The following is a 23,091-nucleotide window of genomic DNA, read 5'->3' as shown; positions in this document are numbered from 1 at the left end:
CCATCAATTAAATATAGAATATTCTGTTAATTGGTGCTAGAATTACACTTATCATTATATAGTACACATCATTATATTTTTATTTTTTGCTAGGAGGTATTCATGGTTAAGAATAATGATTACGAGAATGTTGCCTTTGACCAATTGGAAATGTTACGAAACGATTTTAGTAGTAACCGCATGACTAATCATTTTGTCGATAAAATTGATAATTATTATGTTCTTTGTATTTATGAACAAGTAACTTCTTCTCATAATAAAAAACCGAACATACCTCTTTCAGGTACATTACCCTTGCATCATCATGTTACTTCCAGCTCCTTCGTCATATGGGATCGTACTTATAAAGAGAGTGAAGATTTATTCATGAATTTAAGAATTTCCTCTAGAAATCGTGTGATAACTTGGATTGCTACAAAAATAATTATGTATTTATTTCAACAATATGAGGAACAGGTAAAAGCAACTAATAAACGAAAATCGAAACATGTCAACGCGCTTCATTTTGAGAAATATGTGCTCCGAATGGAACAAATCATTAAAGCGAATACGTTTCTTGGTGAAGATACTGCATGGGACGAGTTTTGCTCCTGGTTTCAAATGTATTTAACAGATTGGGTATTAGAGGAAATCGAATGTTCGATTGGCTTTGAAGGGATGAATCAATTAAGTACCCATGAATTAAATGATTTATTTTATCAACAAATAACAAAGAATCTTTCTTCAAACGACCGATTTATTTCAAAATATACGGACATTGTGAATAACTATACGACCGAATGGTTCAATAAAATTTTAGCTTCCATGAAGTTAGTCCATTTATCCTTAGAAGAGATAGAATCATTGCTCCGAATATCAGAACCATTGAATCAGAAAATACTTCCTCACAATCAAAATCTTATTTTAGCATTAGGGGTAGAGCATTATTTGCATGTTATGAATAACGCTCCTTATCAGTATGTTAGAGAAGCCCTTTATAAAAAAAGTTTCCAAAGCATGTACGAAACACTTTGGCCTACTACATCCTTATACAAAGGAAATGTAGAAGGAACTATTCAATTGATTCCTTTTCAAGCTAAAGAAAGGACCATCGCTTCACAAGCAATGATAGAAAAAGCGCAAGAACAAGCACAAAGCTTAACAGATTTAGACGTCGATATGTTCGATGCTTTATGTAGTATTTTTCTCTCAAAAGCACGGTATACGGAAGATATAATCGAAGTTCCTTTTCATGATTTATTAAAAATACGAGGCCTAAAACCGAAGCTAGGAGGCGAAGGGAGAAGAGGCGGTTATGAGCAAACTCAAAAGGACAAAGTTTTGCAATCGCTTACAAAGATTCAAAGTCTATGGTTAGAATTGAACAAAGCCACTGTATATGAAAAGGGTAAAGCTGTCCAAACACAGCTTCAGGGTAGAACTTTTCTTTTCGTTGATCATCATCGCAAAGAATATGATATAGCTTATATTAATCAACAAAAAACATTTACTTTTACAGTCGATAAAGTTTTTTCAAAGTATCTTTATGGGTCAGGCAGGCAAATTGCTCTTTTGCCAATCCAAACCCTATATTACAACCCATATAGTCAAAAGTGGGAGAAACGATTAGCGAGATATTTTAGTTGGAGATGGAGAACTCAAGCAAGAAAGGGAAACTTCTTGCAGCCTAATAAGATTCGAACATTATTAGACGCTATCGGAGAAAAAGTAAATGAACGTACACCATCTCGGACGAGAGACCGTTTAGAGAACGCATTGGATCAGTTGCTTGAGGATGGCGTGCTATCTGCATGGCATTATCATAAATGGGAGGAAAAGATCGTTAATCATAAAGGCTGGGTTCATATTTGGTTGGATTCTACCATTATAGTTGAACCACCTGACATCATAAAAGAACAGTATCGTTCTATTGAAAACACGAAAAATACGGCACAAAAATCAATTGATTTCCAAGACAACACATCTTCTAATGCAAAGGGAGCAGCATTGGGGCTTCAACTTAGAGCAATACGTAAGCAATGGAATTTATCCCTGCTACAAGTTTCGGAGGAAATTGAGATTTCAACTTCCTATATAAGTCATATTGAACGAGGGATTAAAACACCATCGATCAAAATTCAACGTAAAATAAAGAATTGGATCCAAAGGTTTACTTAACACTATAAAACTACCTAATATATCGTAAAAAACGGTATATTAGGTGGTTTTTTGTTTTTTATCTTCTATATCCCTGGCTATGATCCTTCCCATATGTCGTGGCTATCGAGTGTAATTGTCGTGGTTAGGATGTACAAAAAATAAATTGTGAACGTTTTAGCTCTTGCTATGCTTGTGTTTCTCCCTATTTTTCTTTTTTTTACTTCCTAATAATTAAATCATTTTACATGTACTTTTTTTCCTCGATTTTCAACTTCGTCAGATACAATGTTCACCATCATCAATTGTTTTTCTATTATTCGAAACCGAGGTGAAATAATGACGAAAGAATTGAAAGCTTATGAATCACTAGAACCTTTGTTTAACCCAAAGTCTATTGCAGTACTTGGTGCCTCTACCAATCCACATAAGATTGGATACATTCAATTGAAAGCACTATTAGATGGAGGGTTTGTTGGCGTCATTTATCCGATTAATCCTAAAGCTAGTGAGATAGAGGGAATTACCTGCTATCCTTCGATCACAGCTATCCCTGGTGAAGTAGATTTAGCTATCTTTTGTGTAGGGGCTGATCAAATTCAGGAGAGTCTTAAAGAATGTGCAAGCAAAAATGTCAAAGCAGCGATTATTTTTGCTTCTGGGTTCTCTGAAATTGGCGAAGAAGGTGTTAAATTACAGCAGGAGTTAGCAAACATAGCATTAGCAAATGGTATTCGAATCATTGGTCCTAACTGTGTGGGATTAGTCAATACAACGAATGGCATGATTGGCACATTTTCACCTGCTATCCTGGCAGTGCCCCTACATGAAGAAAAAGCAGTTGGATATGTTTCACAGAGTGGCGCATTTGGCGTTTTAACGTATATGGCCGCTGCCCAAAAAGGATTAAGCTTTAATTACTTTGTGAGTGTCGGTAATGAAATGGAAACTGAATTTGCCGATGTTGTGGAATATATGATTCATGATCCAAAAACGAAAATCATTACTGGTTATCTTGAAGGTGCAAAAGATAGTAAAAAACTTCGACATTTAGCACATGAAGCGTTAGATCGGCAAAAGCCCATCGTCTTGATGAAAACAGGGAGAAGTACTGCTGGAAGTAGAGCAGCCGCTTCACATACAGGCTCACTTGCTGGATCAGATCTCATCTATGAAGCGTTTTTCAGGCAAAGTGGTATCGTTAGAGTCGATGATTATGAAGATATTATTACCTTCTCAAAATTATTTTTATCCAATAAATTGCCAAAGGGGAAAAATACCGTATTAATTACAAGCTCTGGTGGCCGAGGAATTAATGAGGCTGATCGCTGTGAGGGGGTTGGATTATCGATTATTCCTCTATGTGAAAAGACGAAGAAAGAAATTAAAAAGCATATTCCTTCATTTGGTAGTGCTCTTAATCCAATTGACTTAACAGCAGCAGCATCAGTAACCAATCCTGAATTATTTATTGCTCCTCTTCGAGCACTTGTGGCCGATCCTGATGTTCATAATATTATCTTAACGGAATTTCCATTAGGCTGGGATGCTGATCATCCTTATCTTCAAGAATTTATAGATATCTGTAAGAATTCGGATAAATTTGTCTTTATAACAACATTCCCTTTAGAAGGCATGTCTGTCCCAAAAGGAAAAGACGAGCTTGAGAAAAATGGTATTCCGGTTATTCCTGGTGATTTAAATCCAATTAAAGGCTTAGCAAAACTAGTGGAATATAGTGAGAGATTAAGAAAACATCAACAAACAATTCATCAAGAAGACAAATCTCCTAAGAAAACTATAGCCATAGCACGTGAATCAGACTCGATATTAAGTGAATCACAAGCAGCAGACATACTAGATCTTTATGATATTCCAACAACGAAACGAGGCATTGCCACTACTGTAGAGGAAGCTGTTCATTTAGCAAATTCTATTGGTTATCCAGTTGTTTTAAAGATTGATTCAGCTGATATTCCTCATAAAACGGAGGCAGATGCAATTCGGCTTAATGTTCAAAATGCAAGCGAAGTAATGAAAGCGTTTACTGAAATTTATGAAAATGCTATGAAGTTTAAAAAGGATGCACAAATCAATGGCATATTAGTTCAAGAGATGCTGCCTGAAGGTACTGAGGTCATTATTGGCTCAACTAAGGATCCAAATTTCGGACCAGTTATCATGTTTGGATTAGGCGGTATATTTGTTGAAGTATTTAAAGATATTTCTTTTAGAGTGGCGCCGCTAACGAGAGCCGATGCTGAAGAAATGATTGAAGAAGTGAAGGGGAAGGCCCTTTTAAAGGGGGCACGTGGGAAAGTACATGCTGATATCGAAGCCATTATTAGCGTGATATTGAAAGTATCGAAGCTAGTTACTGAAAATGAAACGATGATTGAAGAATTAGATATTAATCCGTTAATCGTTTATGAGGATGGCATCAAAGCAGCTGACGCAATGATTGTAGTGAGTAAAAATCTGAAAGAAAAGTTAGTAGTAAGGGGGTGAGTACATGGAGCTAGATCAAAGCTTAGTTGGTTTAACTGGACCACAGTTCGTTTTTGAGGTGGAAAAAAGACATATTCGTCAATTTGCAGAGGCAATTGGAGATCCGAATCCACTTTATGTCGATGAGGCTTACGCAAAAACAACGATTTATGGGGGGATTATTGCACCGCCAAGCTTTCCAGTAGCAATAGGAACTGATAGTGGTCAAGAAATTGAGCTGCCCTTGGATTATAGTCGTATGCTACATGGTGAGCAAGAGTTTATTTATCGTCGACCTATTCGCCCTGGAGATCGCTTGCATTGTCAAATGAAAGTGACAGATGTTTATGAAAAGGAAGGTAAAAATGGTCCCATGCAGTTTTTAGTAATGGATACAGAAATGAAAGATGACGAGGGAGAGCTAGTTGTTATTAGTCGTACAAATATTATTTATCGTACATTAGCAAGTAATAAAGCGTAAATATTTGGTTGAACGAAGATTTTTGATGGCTTCGTTCAACCTCCAATACAAGTCAAAAGGGGGAAGAATCTTGCTTCAATTTAAAGATTTACAAGAAGGACAAAGACTTGAACCACTAGTGAAGCCACCAGTAACAAAGGTACAGCTTGTCAAATATGCAGGGGCCTCAGGTGATTTCAATCCTTTACATACGGATGATGCTTTCGCTCAAAGTATTGGGATGCCTGGTGTAATAGCCCATGGGATGCTTGTAATGGGTTTTCTTGGACAATACGTAATGGAACTAGCTGGTACATCTGCAACTCCGACTAATTTTAAAATGCGCTTCGGTTCAATGACAAGACCTGGTGATGAAATATCCTGTTCAGCTATCGTAAAAAAAGTCTATGAAGAGAAAGCAAGACAATTCGTTGATTTAGAACTATATGCCGAGAAAGCTCCAGGAAAAGTTGTGGGGGTTGGAACAGCGACTTTACAAATGATGTAACAAAAAAGGGGGATGGCCATATGACTACTATTAAAGATCGCTATGCCATTGTGGGCGTAGGAGAAAGTGAACGTTCTAAAAATTCGGGAACCACACCTTTACATTTAGCATTAGATGCTGCCCGTGCTGCTTTAAGGGATGCGGGATTAGAAGCAAAAGAAATTGATGGGTTCATGAGCTACTCTGAAAATGATTCTTGCACAGCTCATCAAGTAGCAACCTATCTAGGCGTAAGACCGAAATATGTAAAAGACATTATGGGAGGCGGAAGCAGTACAGAAATGTTAATTGCCGATGCAATTGGGTTAATTGAGACAGGTCAAGTCAGTACAGTTCTTATTTACCGTTCGATGAATGGCCGCTCTGGTGTTCGTATGGGTGGTGGTGGCTGGGATGTCAATATGCTTCAAGCAGCAATGGACGGCGGAAGTTTTTTTATTCCCTATGGAGCTGGTGGTCCTGGTCAATGGTTCGGCTTATTTGCAACACGTCACATGCACCAAACAGGAATTACTCAAGAACATTTAGGCCATGTGTGTGTCAGCTTTTACGAGCATGCTCAGCGTAATCCAAAAGCATTTTTTTACGGTAAACCATTAACGATGGAAGAGTATTTAAAGACACCACCTTTAAGCTATCCATTCAATCGACATGATTTTTGCTTAGAATCAGACGAAGCCAATGCGATTATTGTCACATCTGCTGAAAAAGCGAAGGATTGCAAATCAAAGCCTGTATATATTATGGGCATCGAAGCAAGACAAGCCGTATCACACGCACATTATTGGACGAATTTAGATGAAGTGGCATCAGATTACGTTGCACCTTCCCTTTATAAAAAAGCAGGAGTAACAGCACAGGATATCCAGGTCGCATCGATTTACGACTGCTTTAGTTGGGTAGTATTGCGTCAATTAGAGGCTTACGGCTTTGCCAAACGTGGAGAAGTCGGTGATTTTGTTGCAAACGGCCATCTAAAAATGGGTGGTAAGCTACCTACAAATACAGCTGGTGGGATGCTATCAGAAGGATATACACATGGCATGAACAATGTCCTTGAAATTGTCCGTCAAGTTCGTCATGACTATAAAGGAACTGGTCGACAAGTAGAAAATTGTGAAATAGGTATTTGTACTGGGTGGGCTGGTCCTGACATCGCAGGTGCAATGATTTTAAGAAACTAGGAGGGAAACTCATGACTTATCAAAAACCAATACCCGTGAAAACACAGGATAATGAACCCTATTGGGATGCGGCTGATCGGCATGAACTCATGCTCCAAAAATGTGAAATATGTCATGCGTATAATCATCCACCTGGCCCAGCCTGCGCAAAATGCGGTTCAACTGAACTAAGCTGGGAAAATCAAGGTACTACAATTATGGGAACGATCTATTCTTATGTTGTATCGTATCGTCCGTTCTTACCAGGGTTTCAGGATGAGCTACCAACGATTATCGTCGTTATTAAGTTAGACCATTTACAAGAAGTAAAGATAATTGGTAATTTGCTAGAGTGTTCACCTGAGGATATTAAGATTGGTATGCCAGTCAAAATGATTTGGCAGGCTATTACGGAAGATCGCGCACTTCCACAATGGATACTGGCATAGTATTGCTTTTAATTGAAAGGAATGATGAGATGGATTTTTCATTTACGGAAAAGGAAGAACAATTTCGCCAAGAGTTAAGAGCATGGCTAGAAACGAACTTACCAGCTGGATGGTTACAGGGGAAGGTCCAGCTAGATAAAGAATCGAAGGAGTATGAGCTATTTTTACGAGACTGGCAAAGGAAATTATATGAAGGTGGTTGGGCAGCAATTGCATGGCCGCAACAATACGGAGGCCGCAACGCCACGCTAATGGAGGAAATTGTCTATCAACAAGAAATGGTACGCATAAAAGCTCCAGCATTGATTAATTATGTGGGTCTTCATATGGTAGCTCCAACATTAATGCAAATTGGTACTGAAGAGCAAAAGGAAAAATATATCCAAAAGATTATTACCGGTGAAGAAGTCTGGTGCCAAGGCTATTCTGAGCCAAATGCAGGTTCAGATGTAGCAGCTATCCAAACGACAGCGGTGAAAAATGGAGATCGTTGGATTATTAATGGCCAGAAAGTTTGGACAAGTTTTGGTCATGTAGCTGATCGTTGCTTTTTGATTACAAGAACGAGCCGATTAGAGAAAAAACATAAAGGAATTACGGTATTCCTACTCGACATGCATCAGCCAGGAGTAGAAACTAGACCAATTGTTTCGATGGATGGTCAAAAAGATTTTAATGAAGTGTATTTAAATGATGCTATTGCTTATGATACGGAAATTATCGGAGAAGTAGATGAAGGTTGGAAAGTTATCATTGCACTTCTTATGCATGAAAGAACGGGCATTGGTGGCCAAGTATTTACGTTAGAGCAACAGTTCAATGATCTCGTTACTTTAGCGAAGGAATTGATTGATGATAATGAACCGATTATCAAAAATCCATTTGTTCGTAAAACAATGGTGGATTTATATACCCGTTCACGTGGATCACTATTAAACTATTATCGAAATTTAACGAAGCAATTGAAAAATGGCCACCCTGGCGCAGAAAGTTCGATGGATAAGCTCCTAGTTAGTGAATTAACAAAAGAGCTTTTTGCTCAGGCTATCTCAATGCAAGGTCATCGTGGTGTGTTGTGGAAAGAAGACGCCATGATGGATCGATCCTATTGGCAAGACAATTATTTGTATTCTTTTGGACAGACCATTGGAGGGGGCACAAGTGAGATCCAAAAGAATACTATTGCAGAAAGAATACTTGGATTACCAAAGGATATGGGTCGATAACTAGGAGGGGTGTTTAAAATGGATTTTTCTTTAAATCAAGAACAAGAAATGTTTCGAAGCTATGTACGTAAATATTTAGATGATATGGGGCAAACAAAAATAGCCCGTGAAATTATAGAAGGTAATATAAGCTCATTGAAAACACTACATTCTGGTTTGGCAGAGCTTGGCTGTATGGGTGTCAATGTGTCAGAAGAATATGGTGGGATGGGGCTAGGTCAGCTAGATTTAGTACCCATATTAGAAGAAACAGGTCGTGCATTACTCCCCGGTTTATATTTAGAAACAAATGCTTTAGCAGTCCCTTTGCTAGAGAAGTATGGAACAGACGAACAGAAAGCTAATTATTTACCGGCTATTGCAAATGGTGAACATACATTTACAGTTGCATGGTTAGAGCCAGATGGGAACTATAAACCAGCTCACGTTAGACTCAATGCTACATTACAAGGCGACGTTCTAACTTTAAATGGCGTAAAAACATTAGTGCCCGAAGCCGAGCTAGCAGATAGTATACTTACCCTAGTTCGTACCTCAGACGGAGAAAATAATCAAGGGATTTCATTAGTCATCATTGATAAGGACAAAGTGACTCTGCAATTAAAACAACAAAAAAACTTTGATCAAACACGTTTACTTACAAAAGTGATATTTGATGAAGTACAAGTATCGAGGCATCAAATTCTTGGCCCAATTGATCATGGATGGGACGTTCTACTGGAGGGTCTATTATCATTTAACGCAGCACTTTGCGCGACGATTGTGGGAAGTATGGACAAGATTGTAGAGACTGCAGTTGAATATGCTAATATTCGCGAGCAGTTTAATCAACCAATTGGTAGGTTTCAAGCAATTAAGCATCGATTAGTAGACATGAAAATGGATTTGGAAACAGCTCGTTCATTAGCTTACTATGCGAACTGGGCGATAACAAGCAAGCCAGACGATCAAGTAGAAGCCATTTTGAGTGCTAGATTATTTGCAACCGATGCCTTTATCAAAGTAGCATCCGATAGTATTCAAATTCATGGTGGTATTGGCTTTACAGAGGAACTTGATTGTCATCTGTATGTGAAAAGAGCTCGTTTTTATGAAAATTATTTAGGGAGCACCCAGCAATATTATGAGCAAACAGCAATTGCATTAGGATGGTAGTGTAGTAGAATGTCTTTCAATTTCTGTGTGGCTATGTAAGAAGGCAAGCAACCTCATATTACGAAAGGGTGGGAAAGTCAGTGAAAACAATTAGTGATTTGAAAGACTATAAAAATGTTATTAATGGTCAGTTAATGCCGTCTTCTTTAGGTAAAAAAATAGAGAGCTATAATCCTGCTACTGGTAAGGCTTGGGCGACAATTCCATGTAGTACAGTCGAAGATGTTGAAGCAACAGTGACTGCAGCTCAAAACGCACTTCCAAAATGGGCCACTCTTTCTGCTAGTGAACGAGCTAGTTATTTACGACGTATTGGGGATTTGATATCACAATTTGGAGACGAATTAGCTGAATTAGAAACAAAAGATAATGGTTGGGTTATTCGTGAAACAAAGTATGGTCTGATTCCAACATTAACAAATATTTGGTATGATGCAGCTGCAGTAGCCACAAATGTTGGCAGTAAAGGGGAAACCGTTCAACTAGGACCCAACACCGTAGGGTTTACAATCCGAGAACCATATGGGGTAGTGGTAGGAATAATTCCTTGGAATTCAGCATTATGGACATTCACCGTTAAAGCAGCATATGCACTTGCAGGTGGCAATACGGTCATCATTAAACCATCAGAGTTTGCCTCTGTTGCGCCTCTTCGCTATGGGGAAATTATACAAAGTGTCTTACCACCAGGCGTAATAAATGTTATCTCAGGTACAGGAGCTGAAGTGGGCGATGCACTTGTTCGTCATCCACATGTTAACAAAGTGAGCTTAACTGGTTCTGGAAACACAGCCAAAGCAATTGCTCAATCAACCGCACAAAGCCCTAAATCCATGGTACTTGAGCTTGGCGGTAAATCACCCAATATTGTTTTTGAAGATGCGGATTTAGCTAAAGCAGCAAGTGGAGTAACGCTAAATGGGATTTTTACTGGCAATGCAGGACAGCTTTGTGTAGGTGGCTCAAGAATTCTAATTCAACGATCCATCCTTTCTAACATGATTTCCCTTATGAAAAAAGAAATTTCTCAACATATTCATTTAGGTAACACATTCGATATGCAAACGTCTATGGGACCTGTAGCCAATGAAATGCAATTTAAAAAAGTAAGCTCGTATATCGAGTTAGGGAAACAAGAAGGAAGCGAAATTATTATTGGTGGTCAATATGGTGGAGCAAACTTGTTACCCGAACAAGAAGAATTAGCAGATGGTTACTGGATCGAACCGACTTTAATATTAGTAGACAATAATCATTTGCAAATATGCCAAGAAGAAATTTTTGGTCCAGTTGCTGTAATAATTCCATTTGATACGGAAGAGGATGCACTTGCCATAGCAAATGATACTGCATATGGATTAGGTGCTGGCGTTTGGACCTCCGATTTAAACCGAGCACATCGTATGATTCACGCAATTGAATCAGGAAACGTCTGGGTAAATACGTATCGCATTGTAGGAACTGAATTACCATTTGGTGGACGAAAAGGGAGTGGCTTTGGCGCAGATACGGTCCTCGATTATACACGTGAAAAAACATGTTATATTCAAATTGGCTAACAAGTAGCAGAAAAACATGATGTCCGATAAAGTAAAAATGAAATGGGGAATAATATGCCTCAAGCAAATAAAGGGATATTTTATGGATGGTACATTGTTATAACAAGCTTCTTGATTATGTTTTCTGCATTTTCCATTGTCAATTCTCTACACAGTTTATTTCTTGTACCTGTAACAGAGGAATTAGGCATGACTAGAACTACCTTTTCATTTGTACTTTCAGTTGGTGGTTTAGGTGTCGCGATTGCCTCCCCCTTTATGGGAAAGCTACTTGCAAAAAGAAATATGAAGCTCATTATGGCGGCTTGTGTCATTCTTGCAGGTTGCGGTTTTATGCTATACTCGCTCGCACAATCAGCAGTATATTTTGCTATCGTGCATTTTTTATCGGGATAAGCGTTGCAGGTTTTTCTAATATTCCTATTTCTATTATGCTTACGAATTGGTTTTATGAAAAAAAAGGACTGGCAATGGGATTGGCATTTGCGGGTTCAGGCGTCGGAACGGCTGCACTTAGTCCCATTTTAACAACGTTGATTGCCAATTATGGCTGGAGAACAACGTATGTGATTGCCGGTGTGCTTATTATCGCAATATCGCTACCTCTCATTTTATTCTTTACAAAGAAAAGCCCTGCTGAAAAAGGTATGATTGCACTTGGTAAAGATCAAGTAGAAATTAAGCAGGAAAGTAAAGATCAATCCGGTGTAACATTGGCAGATGCCAAGAAATCGGGCGTATTTTGGTTATTTATTTTCGGTGTTGTTTGCTTTGCACTTGTTGCAGGTGGAGTACAAATGCATATTCCAGCTTATTTAATGGATATTGGACACCCCGCGCTATTTGCAGGTACCATTTTCGGACTATTATCATTATCAAATACTGTTGGAAAGTTGATACTAGGCGCGATTTTCGATAAGTTTAGAACAACAGGCGGAATCTTGTTTGTCGGAAGTTGTATGACAATTGCAATGGTATCTTTACTGATGGCAGAAGCCAAAATCTTGGCGTTCGTGTTCGCCATTGCCTACGGTTTCAGTATTGTGATCGCTACAATTGGCCCACCATTCATGACAGATGATCTGTTTGGACAAAAAGATTTTGGTGCTATTTTTGGGTTTATTCAAATATTCTTCGTTGCTACAAGTTCATTTGGTGTGATTGTCTCTGGATTTATTTATGATGTTACACAAAGCTACAAAGTGGCATGGATTATTTTCCTAGGTTTATTTATCGTAAGTATGTTTAGTATTTTCATCGCCAATAGGAGGATGAAGAAAAAGAGAGCATATATTGAAGAGATACCAATGAATAACAGTTTTGAAGGTCTATAAAATTTTTAGCAAGAATTCATTATTTCATTTCTTTTACAAAAAAAAATCCCAGTATTAAACTGGGAAATTAATGATTCATATCCTTCAGACCAGGGCTGTGTTCATTTGGCATCTCTGGCATGAGTGGTACAGGGAACCCTTCAGGCGGGGGAGTTACATTAAGTTCTCCGCCATTTCTACTTGGCGTTTGTCCTTGGAAGATTTCACCGATACGTGTTGGATCTAATCTGAAGTTAAATTGGGCATTATGATAGCCCATTTCGACGAATTTCCTACATTCGGGATATTTGTTGATATCATAATTCGGCACTGGGAACAGTTTTCCCCAATCAACTCCTAACGTTTCTAATGCTTTGGCAAATGCGTTTTGATGGGCATTATCTCGAACGATTAGAAATGCAAGGGTTTCCCTAAATGTTTGATTTGAACTCATCTCATAAATACGTGTTTTTTGGAGTACACCTGTAGACTCAAGCACTAAATTATCTAATAAATCCGCAATCAAATTTCCATGCGCATACACCCAAGAACCATTCCAAGGATTACCTGCAGCATCTACAGGTAAAGAGGATTGAGCCCCCACAATATAATGATGAGGATTAGCATGTCTAACAGCTTCATCCAAAGGGGCTTGGTCGGCGCCGTTACTACCAGGAGCAGAAGATTCACCTGAATCGTTTAGCAATTGGTTTATTGTATTTTGTACGAGCTCGACGTGGGCAATTTCTTCTAGGAAAACGCCACGAAGTAAATCACGATATTGTGTTTCTTTCCCTCTAAAATTAGAGCTTTGGAAAAAATATTGCATCATGGTTCTCATTTCACCATAATGACCACCTAGTATTTCTTGCATAACACGTGCTGCTTGTGGATCCGGTTTGTCAGGCTTAATAATGTTAATTAATTCTTCTTTATAGTAATACATTTGCATTCCTCGATTCGGGGAAATTCACTTTACTTTTCAGGATAATTGACATGTAATGGCGGTGGTACAAGCCATCCTTTATTTTTGTTTAAACGTAAAAGCTTAGCACCAAGTTGAGCTTTAGCCATGTGGAATTGTCCATACATTAATGCGACATCCTCACGAGTAGACGTACCCATTGCTTGACTACATGCCACTAATCCAGCAGCAACATCAGCAGTAAGAGCTGCACTAATTTCAGGATCGTTAAACTTTGCACCTGGAGGAATATCTTCCAATCTTGCGACAGGTCTTTCAGGTGAAGCTGGTGGTAGAGCTATTCCATTCGTTTTTAGAATTTTTTCTAATTGTTTTACTTCTTCTCTACACGTTTCGATCAAATCTTCAATTATTTTTTTAAGATCTTCATCACCAGCATGATTATAGAACGTTTGATAGCCAGAAATCATACCATAATCTGCAATTAAACTTGACCAAACACTAAATACTTCACCATAATGCAATGGTTCATCTTTTGGATTTCCACCAAGAATACCCATATTCTACACTTCCTTTTCTGGTTTTCACCTTTTTTTCAAACAAAGATAGTATGGATGAATAAAGAATAAACATTCCTTTTAATCAAAAGAATTTAAAGACCTAGCATGATTTTTTGCACTTACGTATAAAAGAAGCCACAGAGAATAAATCTCTGCAGCTCTTTAAGTAGTGAGACACTACGCACTTTTATTGTGGTTGTATATTGTGGTTTTATACATGTGTATCATAATTTAAGCATGATAGTATAAATCACCGCAATAAGGACAATTTATACCTTATTGGAGGTGAGAGTTATGGCGAAAGAAAAGAAAAAGAATGAATTAGAGCAAGAAGAAGTAGCAATGGAATTTAATATTGAAGAACTAGAAGTGAAAGAACAAAAAGAACAAAAGAAAGAACAACAACAATTTAATAAAGAAAAAAAGTAAAACATTAAAAAATATCACAATCAATCAGTTGTGGTATTTTTTTCATTATAAGAAGGTGTATCCTAGTTATTTTAGCGATACATCTTTTTTTGTTTATTTAAGCCGATGAAAATAATTGGAATATTGTGTTAATATATACTTGAATAGCGTGTAGAAGGGGAGGAAGTAGATGAGTGAAAAGCAATTATTTGAACAAATGAAAATGTGGCGTAATTGGACTGTTGAATTTCTACGTACAATTCCCGAGGATATTGTGGACCAAATACCCGATGGCCATACGAACAATATCCGTTGGAACGCAGGTCATTTATTAGTGGGTTGGGATCATAGTATGTTTCCAGCTGTTCATCAAGAAAGACAATTACCTTTATCCTATCATTTAATGTTTCCGAGTGGGAGCAAGCCCGATAATTGGACTGAACAGCCTCCAACGATGGAACAAATAATTACGCTTCTAGAGGAACAACCGCTACTTATTGAACAAGCGTGTAGAGGCCATCTAAATGAACCTCTGAAAGAGCCTTTTTTAGGCATGAAAACCATAGGGGATATGGTCATTTTCCATATGAACCATGAAAGCCACCACATGGGCATCATCAAAAGCATGAAGCAAACGCTCTTGAAGGAAGTATCTTTATAAATAGAAAGGAATCCATTTTGATGTTTCAAAATGGATTCCTGTTTAACTACATCGATATCGTTTTAGTTGCCACAGCTTCTTGAAATGCCTCGTCATGCTCAACAAAAACCATTGTGGGATTAAAACTTTGAATGAGCTCTTCAATTTGCATGCGTGAATAAATATCTATAAAGTTTAAAGGTTCATCCCAAATATAGATATGTGCTTTTTCACACAAACTTTTAGCAATCAAGAGCTTTTTCTTTTGACCACCGGAATAATGAGAAATATCTTTTTCAAATTGAATTCGATCAAAATCCATCTTTCTTAGGATGGATTTAAATAGCGTCTCATCAATATTATGCTCTTCGATGAAGTCCGACAGCATGCCCTTTAAATGCGAAGTATCTTGTTGAACATAGGAAATGATAAGGCCCGATGCTAAATGTATGGAGCCTGTATACTGAATAGGGTCTCCTAGAATTAGTTTAAGGATGCTACTTTTTCCGCTGCCATTCTTTCCATCCAACACAATACGGTCGCCTTGCTCCACCTTGAAGCTAATTGGCTTATTGACAATGTGATCATCATAGTGAATAGATACATCAGCTAAAGTTATTAATTCCTTTGATTGAATGGCCAATGGTTCTAATTTTAGTGCCTCTGTTTTTTCTACATTTTTAAGTAGTTTTGACTTTTCCTCAATGGCTTTTTGTTGTCTAGATTCAATGTTCTTTGCCCGCTTCATCATCTTGGCGGCTTTATGTCCAACAAATCCTTTATCTAGCTTAGACCCGGAATTTGTTGTCCCATTTTTGGAAGCTTCCACTTGATTTGACCAGCCTGAAGTACGCTTCGAAGACTGTTTTAATCGATCTATATCTTTTTGTAGACGTTGATTAGTTGCTTCTTCGTGTTCCTGCTGTCTATCAAAATTCAGCTTCCATGAAGAATAGTTGCCACTTTGAACATCAATATTGGCTCTATTGATGGATAAGATATGGTCTACACAGCCATCTAAAAAGGCTCTATCATGAGAAATTAAAATGAATCCTTTTTTCTTCCGTAAATATTCTGAGACAATCTTTCGTGCATCTGTGTCAAGATGGTTGGTTGGCTCATCAATTAAAAGAAATTGGCCCTCAGTTAAAAATAATGCAGCAAGCAACACCTTCGTCTGCTCTCCGTTTGATAATGTTTTGAACGGTCGGTACATAACCTCAGCATCAACATCCAAATAGGATATTTCACGAAGGCATTCCCAATCTTCAGCCTGTGGGCAAATTTCCTCAAAAATTTCGTGAGTAAATTTGTTCTGATCCGAAACAGGATAGGGGAAGTAAGTAAATTCTACTGATGAAATGATTTTCCCACTATATTCATAATTCCCTAACAAAAGATTAAAGAATGTTGTTTTACCTCGGCCATTTCTACCGATAAACCCAAGTTTCCAATCCGTATCGATTTGGAAATTTACCTCTTCGAAAATATTGTCAAAGCTACTTGGATAAGAAAATGTTAAGTTTTGTACTTGTATCATGGACATGCTAGTTCCTCCTTTGTATAGCAACAGTTTTACTTTTCATACAAAGTCGGTATATCCATCTATTTTAATATTCCTCCGTATAGGCAGATGGATATTAACGACTTATACGGAGTGTTACATGCGTAATAATAGTGTCTGAATCAATCATTTTTTCCCTCTCCTTTTTAGTAGATGAAAGTTACAGAAAAAATTCTAACTATGAGAGCATAAAAAAACCTCCCAATATCAATTGGAAGGATTAGTCTTTTGCTTTAAAAAATTCGTCATCTTACTTGCCATGAACAGATTATGACAAATAAATGGAAACTGATTATTAAAAATGGACAGACTAACCCTATATTTTGTAGTTTGAAGTATTTCATTTCAAATAAAAATATAGATTAGTTCATCATTGTTCATTCATCAGTCCTCTCATAATTGTATTTCCATAGTAACAAATTTTTTCAACGAATACAATCCTGCTTCAACATCTCACAAACTTTTCCCTTCTATCATAATAGGAACAATTAAGTGACTATATCACTTTAAAGTGCGTACTTACCTTCGTCGAATACACTTCTTATAATACATTTATGGATCAGTAATACGTCCATGAGCATTAAAAATAACCGCATTTGATCAGAACTACATTTCCGATTAACTGAAGGATAGCTGGAGGTAGTGATATGAGTACTTTAAGTATAGATGAAATTTTAAAAGAAGAGGAAACACTTCAATTTTCCACTTTTACAAATGACGATGCCCTGCGCTTAGGCTTATTAATTATAGAAAAAGCGAAGCAAGAAGGGAAATCCATTGCTGTTGATATAACAAAGAATGGTGTCCAATTGTTTCATTATAAAATGACAGGAATGACTGAGGAAAATAGTCAGTGGATTGAACGAAAAAAGCGGGTTGTTTCGCTGCACAACCACAGCTCGTATTATTTACAGATGCAAAGTGAGTTAAGTGGAATTCCATATCATGAGAAATATTGCTTAGATGCCTCAAAATACGCTGCGTTTGGTGGAGCATATCCTATTCAAATAAAAAACGTTGGGGTTATCGGTATAATAACAGTTTCAGGATTAACCCCTGAGGAAGATCATGACTTAGTCATTAGAGGAATTAAAAATTTGTTAAATGATGAAGTTTAAAGGAGAATCATTATGCCATTAATTGAGGTAAATACATGGCCATCCATGTCAACGGAAGAAAAAAAGGAATTCATTTTTACACTTACTGAACTAACAACAAATTTACTAAAAATTGTTCCAGACAAAATCCAAATATTAATAAAAGAACTTGAGAAAGAAAACTGGGGAAAAGCTGGGGCAGTTGCATCTGATCTTAGCTTTGCCGATAAGAGTAGAGTCATGAATTGGAATACACAAGAGTCTTATCATACACAGGCAAATACAGTAGATGGAATGGCCATCATTACGATTGATATCTGGAATACATTTGATCAAGAAACAAAGGATAGATGGGTAAAGCAGCTAACACAAACTACATCTAAATTTACGCACGCACCTTTGGATAAAATACTTATTGTCATCAGAGAAATGATTCCAGGAAATTGGGGGCAAAGTGGAGTAACAGGGGCAGATCCAGATTTTCTTTCCAAAAGTCGAACATATTAAAATTCGTAGAAACAAGTTTCAGAAGGATTTAAAAAGGGGAAAGGAGCAAGAAATGCTTTATGAGTCAATTTTCCAATTATCATAGTTATAATCGAATGTATAAAGAAGGGGAGTTAACACTAGGTCTCCATATTCCATTAGAAAATTATCGTTTTGGTACGCCTACCATGGAAAAACAGGTGGAGTTATCACAATTAGCCGAGAATTATGGTTTTACTAGCCTATGGTTTCGAGATGTATTATTAGAAGATCCTTCTTTTGGTGATCCAGCAGTAGGTCAAATTTATGATATGTTGATTTATTTAACCTATTTAGCAAGCCAAACAAAGGAAATTGCTTTAGGAACATCAGCTATCGTACTTTCTTTACGTCATCCCTTACGAGTCGCTAAAGAAATAGCAACGATTGATCAGTTATTTCCCGAGCGCCTAATTTTGGGTGTTTCATCTGGAGATCGTAAAGCCGATTTTTATGGTTTAAATGTGAACCATGATGATCGAGGAGAACGTTTTATTGAAGCCTTTCAATATTTAAATCAAGTATTATATGAAGATTTTCCTTCTATTCGTTCTACTTTAGGTGCTATTCAAGGAAGTAATTTAGTTCCAAAACCAACGAAGCGCATTCCAACGATCATAACAGGTTTTGCGCAGCAATCAATGGAATGGTTTGCGAAGAACGGCGATGGTTGGATGTATTATCCACGAAGTCCACACCTTCAAGCAGAGGCTATTCGACAATGGAGAGAGCTTGTGGAACAGTACTGTCCGGGAGTTTTCAAACCATTCACACAGCCCATGCACTTAGATTTAACAGAAGATCCAAATGAAATGCCTACGCCGATTCGTTTAGGATTCCGAGTAGGGCGAAACCGGTTAATCGAACTACTAAATATTTATAAAGAAATTGGTGTCAACCATCTCTTCTTTGCATTATTTGACAGTAAAAGACCTGCAGAAGAAGTGATTCATGAGCTTGGACAAGAGGTATTACCTCATTTTCCGGCAATAAATAGCAACATCTAGAAATACAGAGGAGTGAAAGTGCTGAATTTTGCCTTGTCACTCCTTCTTTACATATTTACTGTTTAAAAGAAGTGGAGAATTCCATACTACTACTTATTCAAATAAAAACGTGCTTAGGAGTGATTACGATGTTTTTAAATTTGAAGGGGAAAACCGCGCTCGTTACAGGTTCTACAGCAGGGATTGGTAAGGCCATTGCAAAATCATTAGTATTAGAAGGCGTTACGGTCATTATTAACGGACGTCATGAAGATAAGGTTCTTCAAACAATAAAAGAACTACAGGAACAGTACCCAGAAGCTAGTCTTCAGCCTTTGATATCTGATTTAGGAACAGCAGAAGGATGCCAAAAGGCAACAGAAGAATACCCAAAAGTAGATATTTTGATCAACAACCTAGGGATTTTTGAGCCAAAAGAATACTTTAACATCTCGGATGAAGAATGGTTGAAGATGTTTGAAGTCAACATTATGAGTGGTGTTCGCCTTACACGATGGTACCTCAATCAAATGATTCAAAAGAGGGAAGGAAGGGTTATTTTTATTGCAAGTGAAGCAGCCATTATGCCATCGCAAGAAATGGCTCATTATAGCGCCACGAAGACGATGCAACTTTCCCTGTCGCGTAGTTTAGCTGAGCTGACGAAAGGAACAAATGTGACGGTCAACACCATTATGCCTGGTTCTACATTTACAGAAGGCGTCGAAGCGATGTTGAATACCTTGTATCCTAATGAGCATTTGACGATGGAAGAAGCTGAAATGCGATTTATGAAAGAAAATCGTCCAACCTCTATTATACAGCGACTGATTCGTCCAGAGGAAATTGCTCATTTTGTTACGTTTTTAAGTAGCCCACTGTCTTCTGCTATTAATGGGTCTGCATTGAGAATTGATGGGGGATTAGTACGTAGCGTCTTTTAAAAGTATAATAAATAAGGCATTAGGACTGGATTCCTATGCCTTTATTTATGTATCCCCTAATTAATCTGCAGGTCTTGGCCCTCTATTGTCCTGAGAACTTTCCGATATCAAAATTGGACGAACTGTAATGTCTCCAATAACACGTATTTGACAAGAAAGCCGCAAGCAATCATCATATAAGTTTTCATCTATATTTTTAATAGCAAAAGCGTTTTTCTCTATTTTCGAAGTATCTTTATACTCTCCAGCTAATACCTCTACTCGACAGGTAGTACATTTTGCTTTTCCTCCACATTGATGCAGAATATTGATACCATTATCTTCAAGAGCTAGAACTAATTTTTTTCCTTCCTCAACCTCAAAGGTTTTCCCTCCAAATACGGTGACAAATGGCATAAATTTTACTCCCTTTCTAATGTAAATCTTAATATAAGTTTGTATGTTATAGGCGAATCTCATACAAAAAATCGTCCATTTGCTAAATATAAACAAATTGGCTTCTTTTAATATTTCGGGAGCTGAATAATCAATAATGTTAAAGTTAAAATTAATATTATTGATTATTTTAATTAAAAAATTAAATTTCATTGTTTATTTATTCAATTATTTATTATATAATCAATTTAACTTAAAGGAAGGAGTACACTATGGCTTATCAAGTAATCACAAATTGTCCTGTCTGTAGTAAAACATTAAAAATTACAAAGTTACAGTGTTCTCATTGTCACACAACGATTGAAAATGAGTTTGAATTGTCTAAGCTAGCATCCTTATCTAAGGATCAACTTCATTTTGTGGAAGTATTTTTAACATGTCGAGGGAATATTAAAGAAGTTGAAAAGGAACTAGGGATTTCATATCCAACGGTTCGCGGTAAGTTAACAGAAATTATTTCATCACTTGGCTATGGACAAAAGAAGAAAAATGAAGTAAATGAGAAAAAAATTGTGGCCATGTTGGAAAATGGTGAAATCACAACGGAAGAGGCCATCAAGCTCTTAAAAGAAGAATAAGGAGGAATTGACCATGAAAGAAGAAATTACAAAAGTGTTAACGATGATCCAAGAAGGAAAGATTGATGCAGATAAGGGTTCAGAGCTCATTCAAGTATTACAAGAGAAAGAAGAATCCGGGAATAAATTCGCTGAAAAGCCAACTAAATATTTAGATAAGACTTTAAAAGTACGTGTTGTCTCAACGGAAAATGATAACGTCACGGTCAATTTACCAATCAAACTTGTTAAAGCAGTTTTAATGGCTGGACATAGTATCGCAGCGAGTATTCCACAATCGGAAAAATACGTGAAGGATATCGACATAAACCTTCTCCTTGAAGCAATCGAAAATGAATTAGATGGCCAAATTGTTGATATTAAATCCGCAAACGGGGATTCCGTTTCGGTCTTCATTGAATAGTGGTTAGTTATGATGCATGTAAAAGTGAAAGCAAAAGACGTTCGGCTTACTGTCCCCATTCCATATGCTTTGATAAACATCGCTCTTGCCATTTTGTCTTCTAAATTGATTCAGCAAAATGTAAACAAATGGACAAAAGAGTACTTCGAAAGGAAAAAAGTTGATTTTGTCTTTCCAATAATCGACAAAGAATCCTTAAAACCTATCGTCAACGAGATGAAAAATTATAAAGGACTTGTACTTGTAGATGTCAAAGCTAAAGATGGCACAGAGGTAAAGGTTAGACTATAATAATTAAACCACTTACTAGTCAAATAGTAGGTGGTTTTTTGTACAAAAGTTTCAAATCAATTATGAAGAAGGAGCTTATTAGCTTTCTATTGAATTAAGTACTATAGAAAATATTGTTTTCTAAAGGAGCTAATGAAGATGAAAAAGGGGTTTGCAGGGATATTCATTGCTTGGATTCTCATAATGGCAACGTCAACTACTAATGCCGCAACAAAAATTCAGCTAAAAGTGGATGATGTTGTAATTGTAACTGATGTAAACCCTGAAATGAAAAATAATCGTATGATGGTACCTTTACGTGTCATTAGTGAAAATTTGGGGGCCAAGGTAGACTGGACCAAATCGCAAGTGACGCTTACAAAAAGCACTATGAAGGTAATCTTAAAACAGAACAGTTGTACAGCTGTGGTAAACGGACAAACGATATTACTTGATACACAGCCTTATGTAAAGAATGGGCGTATCTTTGTTCCATTGCGCTTTCTAGCAGAAACCTTTGGCAGTAAGGTCCATTATAATAATTTAACTGTCAAAGTTGAAACGAAGCCGTTAATTATCGATGGGGTAGAAGTAAAGTCGATACTGCATGAATACCACATGACAATGGGCGGAATTGAGGAGCAATTAAAAGGCAATGCCTATATCGAAGAAATGTACCATCTTTTTGTAAAAAATAAAGGAAGTAAGGTCGAACCACCAGCAGATTTCACGTGGTCTTTTCACAGTGCTATACCTGGGAGCTATTATAAAATAGGACAATATGATTTTTTAAACGAAGAAGGCAACAATATCAAGCGTTTTGATCTCTATTCATTAATTCAAATTTCAGAACAACCATTTCTAGAGAAGCCAGATAGTTTGATTTACAATGCAGCTGAAGATCAATGGTATTTGTATAATAAAGCAGCCAGTCAATCTATTTACACGTTAATAGACACGGCTAAGAGAAACGGATTTGTGACTATTATTAGTAATACAGTTCCATGAGGCTATTTATTTGGTTTTAACCATCTCTCGATTTGTTTAAATAAATAAAGCGTACATGCTATTTGTAGCCACTCAAAGAGAGTGGTTTTTTTGCATCTCAAAAAGCTAATATCTCATTATGACAATCTTAGAGTACTTAAAATGAAATTCTATTTTATTGTGGGAATAAAGTATATAACTACTTTGTCTGCCGTCTTTACTAATTAATAGGCACTTTTTGGTGCTCATATTACTTTAAAGTGCGTACTTTTTTATTTTCTTTAGGTGCCTCATAATCAATATTGCAGATGAA

The 23,091-nt window shown here is 37.0% G+C and carries 25 protein-coding genes; 21 read left to right on the top strand and 4 right to left on the bottom strand.

Annotated features, from left to right (window positions below; all coding sequences use genetic code 11):
* The first annotated feature begins 102 nt into the window (after window positions 1–102).
* The 11 genes from SJW71_RS12170 (at window position 103) to SJW71_RS12120 (ending at window position 12,477) form a co-directional block, all read left to right on the top strand.
* Window positions 103–2,157 (top strand): helix-turn-helix domain-containing protein, encoded by a 2,055-nt coding sequence (locus tag SJW71_RS12170; protein WP_341386240.1) that lies wholly within the window; start codon window positions 103–105, stop codon window positions 2,155–2,157.
* A 318-nt stretch (window positions 2,158–2,475) separates the two neighbouring features.
* Window positions 2,476–4,644, top strand: a complete 2,169-nt coding sequence (locus SJW71_RS12165) for an acetate--CoA ligase family protein (protein ID WP_431810917.1) — start codon at window positions 2,476–2,478, stop codon at window positions 4,642–4,644.
* Between the two features lie 4 nt (window positions 4,645–4,648).
* Window positions 4,649–5,104, top strand: a complete 456-nt coding sequence (locus tag SJW71_RS12160) for a MaoC family dehydratase N-terminal domain-containing protein (RefSeq protein WP_431810916.1) — start codon at window positions 4,649–4,651, stop codon at window positions 5,102–5,104.
* A 70-nt stretch (window positions 5,105–5,174) separates the two neighbouring features.
* Window positions 5,175–5,591: a MaoC/PaaZ C-terminal domain-containing protein gene (locus SJW71_RS12155; protein ID WP_412926572.1), complete on the top strand. Its 417-nt coding sequence runs from the start codon at window positions 5,175–5,177 to the stop codon at window positions 5,589–5,591.
* A gap of 20 nt (window positions 5,592–5,611) precedes the next feature.
* Window positions 5,612–6,775, top strand: a complete 1,164-nt coding sequence (locus tag SJW71_RS12150; protein WP_312507617.1) for a thiolase C-terminal domain-containing protein — start codon at window positions 5,612–5,614, stop codon at window positions 6,773–6,775.
* An 11-nt stretch (window positions 6,776–6,786) separates the two neighbouring features.
* Window positions 6,787–7,203: a Zn-ribbon domain-containing OB-fold protein gene (locus SJW71_RS12145; protein ID WP_341386245.1), complete on the top strand. Its 417-nt coding sequence runs from the start codon at window positions 6,787–6,789 to the stop codon at window positions 7,201–7,203.
* A 29-nt stretch (window positions 7,204–7,232) separates the two neighbouring features.
* On the top strand, window positions 7,233–8,429 hold the full coding sequence (locus SJW71_RS12140) for an acyl-CoA dehydrogenase family protein (RefSeq protein ID WP_312507619.1): 1,197 nt from the start codon (window positions 7,233–7,235) through the stop codon (window positions 8,427–8,429).
* A gap of 18 nt (window positions 8,430–8,447) precedes the next feature.
* Window positions 8,448–9,584 carry an acyl-CoA dehydrogenase family protein gene (locus SJW71_RS12135; protein WP_312507620.1) on the top strand — a complete coding sequence of 379 codons (1,137 nt, stop codon included), beginning with the start codon at window positions 8,448–8,450 and terminating at the stop codon, window positions 9,582–9,584.
* Between the two features lie 80 nt (window positions 9,585–9,664).
* On the top strand, window positions 9,665–11,143 hold the full coding sequence (locus SJW71_RS12130) for an aldehyde dehydrogenase family protein (protein WP_322605131.1): 1,479 nt from the start codon (window positions 9,665–9,667) through the stop codon (window positions 11,141–11,143).
* 54 nt (window positions 11,144–11,197) lie between these two features.
* The gene (locus SJW71_RS12125) at window positions 11,198–11,539 is read left to right on the top strand and encodes an MFS transporter (RefSeq protein WP_431810915.1); all 342 of its coding nucleotides are present in this window, start codon (window positions 11,198–11,200) and stop codon (window positions 11,537–11,539) included.
* Window positions 11,449–12,477 carry an MFS transporter gene (locus tag SJW71_RS12120; protein WP_431810914.1) on the top strand — a complete coding sequence of 343 codons (1,029 nt, stop codon included), beginning with the start codon at window positions 11,449–11,451 and terminating at the stop codon, window positions 12,475–12,477. The genes SJW71_RS12125 and SJW71_RS12120 overlap by 91 nt, the downstream gene beginning before the upstream one ends.
* A 67-nt stretch (window positions 12,478–12,544) precedes the next feature.
* Here SJW71_RS12120 and SJW71_RS12115 read toward each other — a convergent pair whose 3' ends face one another.
* A complete protein-coding gene (locus SJW71_RS12115) occupies window positions 12,545–13,402 on the bottom strand; it encodes a manganese catalase family protein (RefSeq protein WP_274797237.1) in 858 nt (285 codons plus the stop codon).
* 29 nt (window positions 13,403–13,431) lie between these two features.
* Window positions 13,432–13,941: a DUF3231 family protein gene (locus SJW71_RS12110; protein ID WP_274797238.1), complete on the bottom strand. Its 510-nt coding sequence runs from the start codon at window positions 13,939–13,941 to the stop codon at window positions 13,432–13,434.
* Between the two features lie 294 nt (window positions 13,942–14,235).
* On the opposite strand from SJW71_RS12110, the gene SJW71_RS12105 reads away from it, so the two are divergent.
* Both SJW71_RS12105 and SJW71_RS12100 read left to right on the top strand, forming a co-directional pair.
* Window positions 14,236–14,370, top strand: a complete 135-nt coding sequence (locus tag SJW71_RS12105; RefSeq protein ID WP_274797240.1) for a hypothetical protein — start codon at window positions 14,236–14,238, stop codon at window positions 14,368–14,370.
* Between the two features lie 169 nt (window positions 14,371–14,539).
* Window positions 14,540–15,010 carry a DinB family protein gene (locus SJW71_RS12100; protein WP_274797241.1) on the top strand — a complete coding sequence of 157 codons (471 nt, stop codon included), beginning with the start codon at window positions 14,540–14,542 and terminating at the stop codon, window positions 15,008–15,010.
* Between the two features lie 46 nt (window positions 15,011–15,056).
* On the opposite strand, the gene SJW71_RS12095 is transcribed toward SJW71_RS12100, so the two are convergent.
* The gene (locus SJW71_RS12095; RefSeq protein WP_274797243.1) at window positions 15,057–16,535 is read right to left on the bottom strand and encodes an Lsa family ABC-F type ribosomal protection protein; all 1,479 of its coding nucleotides are present in this window, start codon (window positions 16,533–16,535) and stop codon (window positions 15,057–15,059) included.
* 665 nt (window positions 16,536–17,200) lie between these two features.
* On the opposite strand from SJW71_RS12095, the gene SJW71_RS12090 reads away from it, so the two are divergent.
* The 4 genes from SJW71_RS12090 to SJW71_RS12075 all read left to right on the top strand — a co-directional run bounded on the left by SJW71_RS12090 (window position 17,201) and on the right by SJW71_RS12075 (window position 20,105).
* A complete protein-coding gene (locus SJW71_RS12090; RefSeq protein ID WP_274797244.1) occupies window positions 17,201–17,671 on the top strand; it encodes a heme-degrading domain-containing protein in 471 nt (156 codons plus the stop codon).
* 12 nt (window positions 17,672–17,683) lie between these two features.
* Window positions 17,684–18,157 carry a tautomerase family protein gene (locus SJW71_RS12085; RefSeq protein WP_431810913.1) on the top strand — a complete coding sequence of 158 codons (474 nt, stop codon included), beginning with the start codon at window positions 17,684–17,686 and terminating at the stop codon, window positions 18,155–18,157.
* 59 nt (window positions 18,158–18,216) lie between these two features.
* Window positions 18,217–19,182 carry an LLM class oxidoreductase gene (locus SJW71_RS12080; protein WP_322605135.1) on the top strand — a complete coding sequence of 322 codons (966 nt, stop codon included), beginning with the start codon at window positions 18,217–18,219 and terminating at the stop codon, window positions 19,180–19,182.
* Window positions 19,183–19,310: 128 nt separating this feature from the next.
* On the top strand, window positions 19,311–20,105 hold the full coding sequence (locus tag SJW71_RS12075; RefSeq protein ID WP_322605136.1) for an SDR family NAD(P)-dependent oxidoreductase: 795 nt from the start codon (window positions 19,311–19,313) through the stop codon (window positions 20,103–20,105).
* Between the two features lie 60 nt (window positions 20,106–20,165).
* Here the strand turns inward: SJW71_RS12075 and SJW71_RS12070 are convergent, their stop codons facing one another.
* Complete coding sequence (locus tag SJW71_RS12070; protein ID WP_274797323.1) at window positions 20,166–20,501, bottom strand: 2Fe-2S iron-sulfur cluster-binding protein; 336 nt, start codon at window positions 20,499–20,501, stop codon at window positions 20,166–20,168.
* A 251-nt stretch (window positions 20,502–20,752) separates the two neighbouring features.
* Here SJW71_RS12070 and SJW71_RS12065 point away from each other — a divergent pair, with 251 nt between their 5' ends.
* From SJW71_RS12065 to SJW71_RS12050, 4 genes are all read left to right on the top strand, one after another.
* Window positions 20,753–21,118 (top strand): DUF2089 domain-containing protein, encoded by a 366-nt coding sequence (locus tag SJW71_RS12065; RefSeq protein WP_322605137.1) that lies wholly within the window; start codon window positions 20,753–20,755, stop codon window positions 21,116–21,118.
* Between the two features lie 13 nt (window positions 21,119–21,131).
* Window positions 21,132–21,521 carry an SHOCT-like domain-containing protein gene (locus SJW71_RS12060; protein WP_322605138.1) on the top strand — a complete coding sequence of 130 codons (390 nt, stop codon included), beginning with the start codon at window positions 21,132–21,134 and terminating at the stop codon, window positions 21,519–21,521.
* 9 nt (window positions 21,522–21,530) lie between these two features.
* Complete coding sequence (locus SJW71_RS12055; RefSeq protein WP_274793127.1) at window positions 21,531–21,812, top strand: hypothetical protein; 282 nt, start codon at window positions 21,531–21,533, stop codon at window positions 21,810–21,812.
* 138 nt (window positions 21,813–21,950) lie between these two features.
* Window positions 21,951–22,799 carry a copper amine oxidase N-terminal domain-containing protein gene (locus tag SJW71_RS12050; protein WP_431810912.1) on the top strand — a complete coding sequence of 283 codons (849 nt, stop codon included), beginning with the start codon at window positions 21,951–21,953 and terminating at the stop codon, window positions 22,797–22,799.
* Window positions 22,800–23,091 lie beyond the last annotated feature (292 nt).

It is taken from the genome of Lysinibacillus sp. FW12 (assembly GCF_050817245.1).
Classification (GTDB): domain Bacteria; phylum Bacillota; class Bacilli; order Bacillales_A; family Planococcaceae; genus Lysinibacillus; species Lysinibacillus irui.
This window is presented reverse-complemented; position numbering and strand designations above follow the sequence as displayed.